Origin of the sequence: Dysgonomonas sp. Marseille-P4677, assembly GCF_016652235.1 — a bacterium.
Classification (GTDB): domain Bacteria; phylum Bacteroidota; class Bacteroidia; order Bacteroidales; family Dysgonomonadaceae; genus Dysgonomonas.
Genome location: NZ_JAEPKU010000135.1, coordinates 1 through 11,926 on the forward strand (window position 1 = coordinate 1; position 11,926 = coordinate 11,926).

Below are 11,926 nucleotides of genomic sequence, written 5' to 3' on the forward strand. Positions count from 1 at the left end.
CTGTGAATGGCATTTACATTTCTTATATATACAATTAAAACCCATTATCTTTTTTATTGTTATAAGCTCTTTTTATTGATAATTTAGAAAAAAGATGTACCTTCGTTTCGAAATCATACTACAATAACCTTTTTTTATCTATATGATTTTGACCATTATCAGCCGTTGAATTTTCTGTATGCTAAACAAGAATACATATCAACTTGAATCCCAATTATTGGCTAGACTTAAAAAAGATTGCCACCAATCATATTCAATTCTCTTTAGTGCTTATTATAAAAACCTTGTCCTTTTTGCAGGAACAATAGTTCAAGATAAAACGATATGTGAAGACATAGTTCAAAATATATTTCTCAAATTATGGAATGATAGAAATGAACTTAATATAGAAACATCCCTAAAATCATATCTATTGAGATCAGTAAGAAATAGTTGCCTTGATCACCTTCGACACAAAAAAATAGTAGACAGCTATGCGACCAAATTGTTCTCTTCTTTTAATGATTTTGATTCGGCAGAAGACTATGTATTATACTCTGACTTACATCAGCATTTGGTGGAGGCAATATCAAAACTTCCTGAAAAACAAAGGGAGGCATTTACCATGAGTAGATACAAAGAAATGAAATATAAAGAAATCGCAGAAAAACTAAATATATCGGAGCGAGCGGTCGAAGATAGAATAAGTAAAGCCTTAGCCCAATTAAGAATAAGTCTTAAAGATTTTCTTATTATTCTTTTTTTACTCCTTTTATACTTTTAAACACGTGGTTATTTTACCTTTAATCGTCTTATTGATATTAGTCAGAGAGTATGATAGAAATTAATGACAATATAGAAGCAATTATATTCAAAGTTTTTTCAAAAGAAGCCTCAGCGGAAGAAATTGAAAAAGTCCATTTATGGGTAAAAGAGAATGATGAGCACAAAAAAGTGTTTATGCATTTGAAAAACATCTGGGATGTAGCAGATCCTCCTTTTTCACCGGAAGATATTGATACAGAAAAAGCATATGCAAACATAATTACTCAAATAGATTTCACCCAAGCAGATAATAAACTAAATACACACAAGTCCCTTCTATATTATTGGCAACAAATTGCAGCCTTCATTGCGCTACCGTTACTACTATTGTCTGTTTATTTCTATTTTACCAGAACTGAAAAGAAAACATATGCTACCGTATATCAAGAAATATTTGCACCTTATGGCACACGCTCTGTAGTAAACCTGCCGGATAGTTCCAAAGTTTGGCTTAATGCCGGTAGTTCGATAAAATATCCAGTGCACTTCGATGGTGGGGAACGCCATATATCTCTAAATGGAGAGGCCTATTTTGAAGTTAAATCTGATAAAGAAAATCCATTCATTGTGCATACAAAAAAAATGGAAGTACGTGCCACCGGAACCGCATTCAATGTAGAAGCGTATAAGAAAGACAGTATGACTGCGATCACTCTCGTCGAAGGAATTGTAGATGTTAAGGTAGATAACAAAAGCGCCTTATTGAAACCGGGAGAAAAGATGGACTACAATCATGCTATAAATAATTATTCTATCAATATAACCGATACATACAAATGGTGTTCGTGGAAAGATGGAATACTTGCTTTCCGAAACGATCCGTTAGAATATGTTTTCAAACGTTTGGGACAAATGTATAATATAAACTTTGTTATAAAAGATAATTCTCTCAAACAGTATATCTATCATGCAACATTTGAAGGTGAATCTTTAGACGAAATCCTCCACCTATTAGAAGTAAGCGCACCTATACGTTATAAAAAGCTAGAAGATAGAAAAGATAGCTTCAATTATTACCACAAACAAACTATCGTCGTTTACAAATCAAAATAAAAACGCTGATTTACAGCAATATAAAATAAAAATGTGCTTTTTTTATAAAAAAGCACATTTTTTTGTGGGGTGCTCTGTGAGGAAAACGTCATATACTTAACGATCGAATTTTATTTTAAGATATAATATGACCATAAAAAAGACACTCGACCCAGACCTCAATTTTAACGATGTATAAACACCCTCAGATTTTATTATTTCATATACGCCTCTCCTTTAAATATTATAAAAAGAATAAAGGTTTTGTTTTCTGTAGTTAAATGTCAGAAACCAACCTTACCGTATATTATCAACTTAAAAAAGTATCGCTTATGAATATAACCTAAAATCTAAATCTCATCAATCAACCAAAGTGATGATTACGAAAATGGGGAAAGTGTACGAGACCTTCCCCAAGAAATTAATTATCAAAACAGTCCTTATGAATCTATTTTTAATAACTAAACACGCAAAAGTATGAAACCGATTTTAATTAAGAAAGTTAAACGGCGCATTATTAGTCCTAAAATCTATCTTATTATGAAAATTTCATTATTGTTACTTATTTGCTGTGTATCTAGTGCTTTCAGCATTACATCATATTCACAAACAGCAAATTTATCCCTCAGTATGAAAGATGTGTCTGTAGAGGATGTTCTGAATAAGATTGAAGATCAGTCTGAATTCAGATTCCTTTACAACAAGAAACTCGTAGACGTAAACCGTAAGGTAAGTATTTCTTCAAAACAAGAAAACATTTCCGATATTTTGAAAAAATTATTTACAAACGAAGACGTCTCTTATGCTATTTTTAATCGTCAAATTGTTCTTGCTCAAAAAAATGAGGCGGTTGATATGCAAGCTGTAGCCCAATCTAACCCGGTAAAAGGAACTATCGTTGATAAAAATGGAGAGCCACTTACTGGTGTTAGTGTCGTAATCAAAGGTACCACCATCGGTACAATGAGTGACCTCGAAGGTAAATTCAGCTTAAATGCTCCTATAGGTTCAACAATTACTATTTCCTATATAGGATTTTTTAGTCAGGAAATAAAATTAGGAGAGACCCGAGACCTTAAAAACATTACGCTACTGGAAGATACAAAAGAACTGGATGCAGTGGTTGTAGTAGGGTTCGGTACTCAAAAGAAAGAATCTATTACAGGAGCTATTTCTGCGATTAGCGGAGATGACCTGATGACTACTAACGCAGCATCAACCTCTACTGCTTTAGCCGGAAAAATAGCCGGTATCAACTCACGTCAACCTGACGGACGTCCAGGAAACGGAACATCTATCAGAATCAGAGGTATGGGAACTCCACTTTACGTAATAGACGGTGTGCAAAAAGATGAAGGTCAATTCAATAACATCGACCCTAACGATATAGAATCAATTTCTATATTGAAAGATGCTTCTGCTGCAATATATGGAGTTCGAGCTGCTAACGGTGTAGTTGTAGTAAAAACAAAAACCGGTAAAAGAGATACAAAGAACACTGTAAACTTAACGGCCTATTACGGTTGGCAAGACTTCTTCAAGTTTCCTGAACCTGCTAATGCTAAGACTTATGTATCAGCCAAATATCAATCTGATATCATAAAAAAAGCATCCGATCCTAATTTCAATATGAAATATTCAGCCGAAGATTATCAAAAATGGCAACAAGGAACGGAGAAAGGATATCAGGGATTCGATTGGTATGATTTTGTAATCAACTCTGCTCCTATGAATTATGTAGGAGGTAACATTACCGGAGGTTCTGAAAATATTAATTATTATTTGGCTTTAAGTCACCTGAATCAAGATGCAGTTATTGTAAATTATGGTGGTTTCAAACGTACAAATATGCAGATGTCTATCAACGCCAATATCACTAAAAAACTGAAATTAGGTGGAAGTATGAATGGACGCATTGAATCGAGAAAGAATCCGGGAGTTCCTGGTGGTGACGACTATTGGACGGCACTATTTGCAATCTATAGGAATCTTCCCACAATTCGTCCGTATGCCAATGATAATCCTATGTATCCTGCCAAAACATCGTCTAATAACTCTACTAACTTTGCCATGCTAAATTATGATTTGTCTGGAACATATGAAGCTACATGGAGAGTTATGCAGTTAAATATGTCCGCAGAGTATGAAATCATGAAAGGATTGAATGCTAAAGTACTAGGAGGATATTATTTGGCAGACCAGATGCAAAACAATCATGAATATACATATAAGCTTTACAGATATGACGAAGCAACTGATACTTACCCAGTAGAAGATTCTATGGACAATCCTTATATGGAAAGAACGTATGAGAAAGTAGAAGAAACTACCGGACAATTTACTCTTGATTTTAACAGAAAATTTGGTAGCCATAATGTAGCTGCTGTAGTAGGTGGTGAATTTATAAGAAGAAAAACACCTCGTTTCTGGCTCCAAGACCGTCCAACATCTAACCCTATCGACCAAGTATATCTGGTGACAATGGTAAATGTTGACGATAGACTTGACAATCCTGAAGCTAGAGCCGGATTTATCGGAAAAGTTAATTATGACTATGATAACAAATACCTACTAGAATTAATTGGAAGATATGACGGTTCATGGAAATTCCCTACCGATAAAAGATGGGGCTTCTTCCCTTCTGTTTCGGGAGGATGGCGTATATCGGAAGAGCCTTTCTGGCAAGGTATTAGAAATACAGTATCTGATGTGAAATTAAAAGCGTCATACGGACTTGTAGGAGATGATAATACTAGTGGTTATAATCCTTTCGACTTTTTAGGAGGCTATAGCTACAACAACGGTGGTGCTGTAATAGATGGAAAATATATTACAGGTTCTAAGCCAAGAGGATTACCTGTAACAACGCTGTCTTGGTTAAAAGCCAAAATGTTTAACGTGGGTATTGACTTCGGATTTTTTAATAACAAACTAAGTGGAGATCTTAGCTTCTTTACTCGAAAACTAGATGGAATACCAGCCGGGAAATATGACGTACTTATTCCTAACGAAGCAGGTTTCAGTCTACCTCAAGAAAACCTAAATTCTGAAATGACCAAAGGGATGGACGGTAGCCTCCTTTGGCGTGACAATATTAAAGAGTTTAATTATAGTGTTGGAGGGAACTTCACTTTTGCTCGTAACTATGACTGGCATCAATATAAGCCTCGTAGCGGTAACTCTTGGGATTACTACAGAAATAGTAAAAACGAACGTTACTCTAACATTAACTGGGGAAAACAAGTCGTAGGGCAATTCCAATCATGGGAAGAGATTGCCAACTACCCTACCAATGTGGATGGTAAAGGAAATACAACTCTACGTCCGGGAGACCTCATTTATAAAGACTTAAATAATGATGGTATCATCAATGATATGGACGACAGACCAATTGGTTATCGAGACAACGATGTTGTACCTTATTTCAACTATAACCTCACCTTAAATGCAGAGTATAAAGGATTTGATCTATCAATGACTTTCGGAGGTTCAGCGTTTGCTTCCTTCTATATGGATTGGGAAATGAGAAATCCTCTTCACGATGGTGGTAACAACCCTCAGTATTACATGTCGGATCAATGGCGTCTTTCAGATATCAATGACGCAAACAGTGCTTTGATACCGGGTAAATACCCAACATTAATAGAAGGAAACGCTAGTCACAGTAATTATTGGAGAAATGATTTCTGGCTTAAAAATGTGAAATATTTAAAACTTAGAAATCTTGAGTTTGGATATACCTTACCTAAAAAGATCATAGCTCCAGCCTATATTCAAAAACTTAGAATTTATACATCTATGCAGAACCTCTTCTCTATAGATAATCTAGGCGAGATACAAATGGACCCAGAGATTTCATCAGGATCAGGACTACAATATCCAACATCAAGAGTAATCAGTATTGGATGTAACTTAACATTTTAAAGATATGAAAAAGACAAAATTTTATATACTAAGTATTTTACTTTTTAGCACTACATTGTTTAGTTGCGGGGATTTTTTAGATGAAGAGCCTAATAATATTTATTCTGATGAACAAGTTTTCTCGGACATTAATATGGTTAACTCTGTTCTTTCAAATTTCTATGGACGAATAAATTGGGGCCCGAGTCTTGACGATAACGGAGGACATGCATATACCGATGAGGCTGCATTCTCTAGTGGAGGTATAAGAGATTACAGAACTTATGCCGACGATTGGTGGCGTGTATACGACTATGGATTGATTAGAGATATCAATGTATTCCTTAAAGGATTAAGATCTGAGGCTGCTAACCATAACTCGGATCTTACCGAAGACGTAAAGAAGAGGCTTGAAGGTGAGGCTCGTTTTATTCGTGCCTATACATATTTCAATATGGCCAAATGTTTAGGCGGATTATCTATCGTTGGAGACGAAATTTATACGTACAATTCCAGTACAAATGTTATGGATTTACAAGTTGCCCGATCTACAGAAGCTGCTACATACGACTATATTATATCGGAGTGTACGGATATAGCAAATCTAATGGAGAACTCGACTTATAATACACCCGATAAGAATATCCATGCTGCACATGCAAACAAATGGGTAGCTTTATCTCTAAAAGCCAGAGCTGCTATTTATGCTGGATCTATTGCTAAATACACAACAGCAAGTGAGTTAAGACTACCCGGTGGTGAAGTAGGAATACCTGCAACAGAAGCTGCTAAATATTATAAAATAGCATATGATGCAGCTACTGAAATAAAGAATAGCAACTTATATTCTCTTTATACAAAGAATACCGATCTAAACCGAAATTTCTATGACGCGCTTATAACAAAGAGTGGAAATCCCGAAGTTATTTGGGCATTAGATTACATCTCTCCAGGTAAGGTGAATGGTTTTACTAAAGAAAATATTGCTACATCGGTAAAAGGCGACGTGGATGCAAATATCGTTACACCAATTCTAAATATAGTAGAAGCTTTTGAATATGCTAATAACAGAAATGGTGAACTTAAAACTAAAAACTCTTCTGGTGAATATATATACTATGACAATCTTGAAGACATATTCGCTGGTAAAGATGCACGTATGTTCGGTACTATTGTTACCCCTGGATCTACATTCAGAAGCGTATATATGAGCTATCAGGCAGGGCAAAAATATCTTGACAAAGATGGAAAATGGGTAAACCGTATAGGTAATATGGGAGTTATAGACGCTACACATGGACTAATTACCGATCAAAATGGACCTGTTAACAGTGACCAAGAATATGCCAATAAAACAGGGTTTAATATCCGTAAATTTGTAGATGAAAATAAAGATGCTTCAACTCGTGGTCGCGGTAGTGATGTCTGGTTTACAAGATTCCGTTATGCAGAAACATTACTTATATTGGCCGAATCTGCTTTAGAGTTGGGAAAAGCTCAAACCGAAGTATGCGGTTATATTAATGAAGTGAGAAGTAGAGGTGGTATTCAAGCTCTTACTTCTGTAACTCTGGATGATATTATTAATGAAAATCGGGTTGAGTTCGTATATGAGAATCACAGATATTGGGACCTTAAGCGTTGGAGACGTGCTCATATTGTGTGGAACAACGATAGTGATAATGAATCGTCTATGTACTATTCGCTTTTCCCTTATAAAATTAATCAACCGGGACATCCTCAAAATGGTAAGTGGGTTTTCGATAAGGTAAAAACATACACAACCAGATATCCTCGCTACTTCCAAATGAGAAATTATTATAATTTCTATAATCAGGATTGGTTGAACAATAACCCTAAGTTAGTAAAGAATCCATATCAGTAATTGATATAATATTTTGATTATTAACTAAAAAAGAATTCGAAATGAAAAAATATATTTTAGGAGTATTCGCTTTATCATCATTACTCTTTTCAAGTTGTGAAAAAGATAATTATGACGAACCTAAAAGCGATTTAATAGGAAAAATCATAAGTCAGACTTCGAAAGAGGCTGTAGGTGTAAGACAAACTGAAGGTGCCGTACAGATGCAATTGTGGCAAGACGGTTATGAGCTACACACCTCAATACCTGTATATGTAAATCAAGACGGAACATTCTCCGCTAAATTATTCGATGGAACTTATAAGCTAGTTAGCAGAGATAACAACGGACCTTGGATAAACAGCAGAGATACTATATTAGTAACAGTAAAGGGTAATACGACTATAGAATATCCTGTAAAACCATATTTTATGTTGAGTGATGAGAATTTCACCCTTAATGGTAACACTCTTACTGCAACATTTAATATAAAACAAGAGAATGCAATTCAAGATAGAAATATCGAAAGAGTTACATTATATGTAAATAACACAGTATTTGTAGATGATAATTTTAAGAAATTGAATAAAAATGCTACAACTCCGGCTATTGGCAGTAATACTATAAGTATGGACATTAGTAATATTAGCAGTAATATCGCCCTTTATGCCCGTGTAGGTGTAAAAATATCAGGAGTCGAGCAACTGTTATATACAGCAGGTTCGGTACGAATAAAATAGTAGGTTGATTAATGAAAAACATAGGTTATTTTTCATTATGAATCGGGCTTCTTACCTTCGAGATGAAGGTAAGAAGCTATCCTTAAACAATTTATCTTATATATTGTTATAATATAGTGATATAGATTAGTATAAGGAGAGGATATCCTCTCAGGTAGTGAAGATTTAACAATGGTTATCTAAGGTACTGTAGAGATTACAGTACCTTACTCATTTATAAAGGCTGCTATATTTTTTATAATATCTTTACTTATGGGCTGAACTGAATTATTATAAGACTTTTGTATTTGTTCATGTTGATCCAGACTATCACTTTCTTTCATTATATGATTCATCTTCTTTATAATTACTTTTTTTGCCCTAGGATTCCCTTTAGTCAATAATTCGGCCTGCTCAGTAGAAACCTGAATATCATTAGTTCCCTGTATAATTAATATTGGAATATTCAACTACTACCCTATTTCTTAGGATCATATTATTTTATAATAATATATAAATAAGAATCTTAGATACTATTTCAGCTATAATCAATGCTATAGTAAATGACACTCCTCCAGCTACCCCTTTTAGATTTGCAGAAACAGAATAAGCATTGTATTTAAGAACTATAGACCAAATTACAAATATCATTGTTACAACACTACATACTATAAGAACCACTATATTATCTTGTAACATAGCCATTACATCAGCTATATTTGTCGTGTCTAAATCTCCAAAACATAGATGAAAAGATGGAATAAAACCTAATAGAGCTGCAAAGATCAACGGCAATTGAGATAGGGCTATCGTTCCTGCCATATCAATTAAACGAATAGCTGTTTTAGTAACAACACGTGCTGTTAAATAGAATATTATAGTCATTGTTCCCCATGCTAGTAATTGATATAAAGCATGAGTTAAATACACACTGTCAACTGTAGAACATCCATAATGAATATCCAAAGCTCCATCAAAATGAGTTTCACTTAAATAGCCAAGAACGGACAAAACCACCATTACTATCAATCCGATAATCAATGCCTTCATCCCGGCAAGAAATTTAAATGGTGTAAATAACCATTCTATTAATACTCTGTTACTTTTCATAGTTTTTAATTTTTTCAATTATGTCATCTAATAAATTTCTTACTGTAGGGTAGCTCAGATTCAAATCTTTAGACATATCCTTAAGACTTCCACTATTTTTAACAAATTTGAGGATAAATTCCTGATCATTTGTTGACAACCGAGCTAATACAGGAAGATCATAAAGGCCATGTACTTCTGTTCCACAATTTTCACATAATAAACTCTTCACTTTCAGCTGAGCTTTGCAGCTAGGACAATCACATGGTAACATATTTCTATCTATTTTTATAAAACAACAAATATATAAATATTATTCATTTAATTTTTAATATCATTCATTTATATATTAATTTTATAAACAATATAAGTATTTTTATGCAGTTAGATTATATGAGAATCTCCATAATCTACCCATGTAATTTATCAAATTATCATTAACCTAAAATATTAATTTTGCTTAAGGTCTTAACAGTTATATGTATGCTGATTATTCAAGGATGAGAATTATCCTTACTTATCAAATGGTAAAAAATAAAATAAGGATAAGAATATTGTAAAAGAGAAGAAACTTATTTAGATATATATAATAAAAAAAGGGTATGTCAAGGTTTATTTGACATACCCTCCTGTTTTTATATAAGAGATATTATTCGTTGATCAATTTAAATAACTCTTCAGCCGCTTCTCGAGGCCCATCTTTTGTTTTTCCTTCAATTGCAAGAGATGTATGCATTTCTCCGATTTTCACACCTGCGTCTTTCATATCTTTAAAATATGAACGGACTAGCACTTCAGTTTCTTTACGCTCCTGAACTGGGCCAAATGGGTTTGCAAAATATGATTTCACTAACCCTTTTTCTGTTGTGGTTCCTTTTGCTTTACGAGCACCATCTTCAAAAACAGTTATCGCTTTATTAAGGTCATCATATATCAGAATTTTCTGATCCGCTTCATTATAGTTATTAGCATAAAGGAAATAATCTATAGGATATCCTCTCGATATAATTTCATATGTAGAAATAGGTATTGTCACACGAGCATTTACCTGATCCATATTTGTATATACTCCTTTATCCAATTGCTCAAAAGCATAAGCCGGATCAAGGTCATCGACACGCACAAACGCACCAATCTCTGTACCATATGCTTTTATTGTACCATCCTCTTCTTTTTGAAGGAATCCCATATCGTCAAAAATCACACGCATATGACGAATATAATTTTCATTTAAAGTACGAAATGCTTCAAGGCTTTCTGATTTCCCAGCACCACTATCCCCCACTATGATAATATTCGATTCTTTACCATTGCGAAGCACAATATTTACCATAGCACCATGTATAGGCAAATTTTTATTTTCTATTTGCTTCACATTATGTAAAGTCAAAAGCATTTTCTTCATATAACCGAAATAATCAATATCGTCGCAATAGTTAGCATATCCGATAAGGATATCATTCTTATGGTCTTTATAATAGAATGTACGCTTTTCTTCATGTCCGTCAGGATAACCGAAAACATAAATCATATCTGGTTTTTTACCAATATATTCATTTTCGGTAGCTAATTCAAATAAGTTGGCTAACCCAATACCGTGTACCATGAAGTCTTTATGAAAATACACAAATGTCAACAGACTCCCTACTTTTGCAGGGAATACAAACCAGTCATCTTCGCTGAGTACAATATTCTCGATCGGATTTTGTTTGTGTTCCTGAAATATTCCATCACGAGTATTTTTCTTTGTATATGAAATATAAGGAGGCTGAAATACTACCGTACTGATAAAAGGTATCACAGCTAAACCCTTATATTCTACCGGACAATGCCAATTTACATTATTTAATGTAAGCCCCGCATTAGCTCCGGCTGTAGATTGACGATAAATGCGAGTTTCACGGCCATTTACGGTTGCCTGTATTCTATGTACTGTGGATAGAATCAATTCGTTAAACATATCGTTGGCCTGAATAAAACGCACATTCTGCAAACCTTCACCCAAACGATTATTTCTAACGATGGTATAACGCTCCAATCTTTTCCAATAAGCTAAAAGTAATTCTGTCAGTTCTATAAACAGGTCCTTATCTTCTACAAAAACTGAATATTTATTATCAACTGCTATAACTTCTTTTATATCGAATACAGTTAGTAATTTAAACACTTCTATTATGGAATTTATAAAATCCTCTTCTCCGTCAAAGTGCTCTATATAATAATCATAAATTACAACTTCGTCTTTTTTTAATACTTGTTTAATAAATGATTCGACAACTCGTCTAAATCCAAAACTATTGAGTAATTTTTGTTTTGTATCGCAATATTTTAGCGTAAAATTGATCATTGCTCTTCCTCGCGAAAGTGTAAATTCATGTAACATAATGTCTTATATATGGTTAAATTAATACAAAAAGTAGATTTTCCTCTCAACTATCTTAGCAAAGATAACAGAATAATTTAATTTTTTAGTTATTTTGAAACATTATAAACAACGAACCCTTGTTAAAAAACC

Annotated in this window: 9 protein-coding genes; 5 read left to right on the top strand and 4 right to left on the bottom strand. The window is 33.8% G+C overall.

Translation table 11 applies throughout. The features are described 5' to 3' along the window. Positions 1-178 precede the first annotated feature (178 nt). The 5 genes from JGH11_RS16680 (at position 179) to JGH11_RS16700 (ending at position 8,343) form a co-directional block, all read left to right on the top strand. A complete protein-coding gene (locus JGH11_RS16680) occupies positions 179-763 on the top strand; it encodes an RNA polymerase sigma-70 factor (protein WP_201113708.1) in 585 nt (194 codons plus the stop codon). 50 nt (positions 764-813) lie between these two features. Next, positions 814-1,857 carry a FecR family protein gene (locus JGH11_RS16685; protein WP_201113710.1) on the top strand — a complete coding sequence of 348 codons (1,044 nt, stop codon included), beginning with the start codon at positions 814-816 and terminating at the stop codon, positions 1,855-1,857. Positions 1,858-2,376: 519 nt separating this feature from the next. Then, positions 2,377-5,760, top strand: coding sequence for a TonB-dependent receptor (locus tag JGH11_RS16690; protein WP_236264062.1), 3,384 nt, complete (start codon positions 2,377-2,379; stop codon positions 5,758-5,760). Positions 5,761-5,764: 4 nt separating this feature from the next. Next, positions 5,765-7,624, top strand: a complete 1,860-nt coding sequence (locus tag JGH11_RS16695; RefSeq protein WP_201113714.1) for a RagB/SusD family nutrient uptake outer membrane protein — start codon at positions 5,765-5,767, stop codon at positions 7,622-7,624. Positions 7,625-7,665: 41 nt separating this feature from the next. After that, positions 7,666-8,343 (top strand): DUF3823 domain-containing protein, encoded by a 678-nt coding sequence (locus JGH11_RS16700; RefSeq protein ID WP_201113716.1) that lies wholly within the window; start codon positions 7,666-7,668, stop codon positions 8,341-8,343. Between the two features lie 206 nt (positions 8,344-8,549). Here JGH11_RS16700 and JGH11_RS16705 read toward each other — a convergent pair whose 3' ends face one another. From JGH11_RS16705 to JGH11_RS16720, 4 genes are all read right to left on the bottom strand, one after another. Continuing rightward, positions 8,550-8,792 (bottom strand): alpha/beta hydrolase, encoded by a 243-nt coding sequence (locus JGH11_RS16705; protein WP_201113718.1) that lies wholly within the window; start codon positions 8,790-8,792, stop codon positions 8,550-8,552. 31 nt (positions 8,793-8,823) lie between these two features. Continuing rightward, positions 8,824-9,432 (bottom strand): YIP1 family protein, encoded by a 609-nt coding sequence (locus JGH11_RS16710; protein ID WP_201113720.1) that lies wholly within the window; start codon positions 9,430-9,432, stop codon positions 8,824-8,826. Next, positions 9,422-9,685, bottom strand: a complete 264-nt coding sequence (locus tag JGH11_RS16715) for a DUF2089 family protein (protein WP_201113721.1) — start codon at positions 9,683-9,685, stop codon at positions 9,422-9,424. Before JGH11_RS16715 ends, JGH11_RS16710 begins: the two co-directional genes overlap by 11 nt. 375 nt (positions 9,686-10,060) lie before the next feature. Continuing rightward, positions 10,061-11,794, bottom strand: coding sequence for a phosphoenolpyruvate carboxykinase (locus JGH11_RS16720; RefSeq protein ID WP_201113722.1), 1,734 nt, complete (start codon positions 11,792-11,794; stop codon positions 10,061-10,063). Positions 11,795-11,926: the final 132 nt, after the last annotated feature.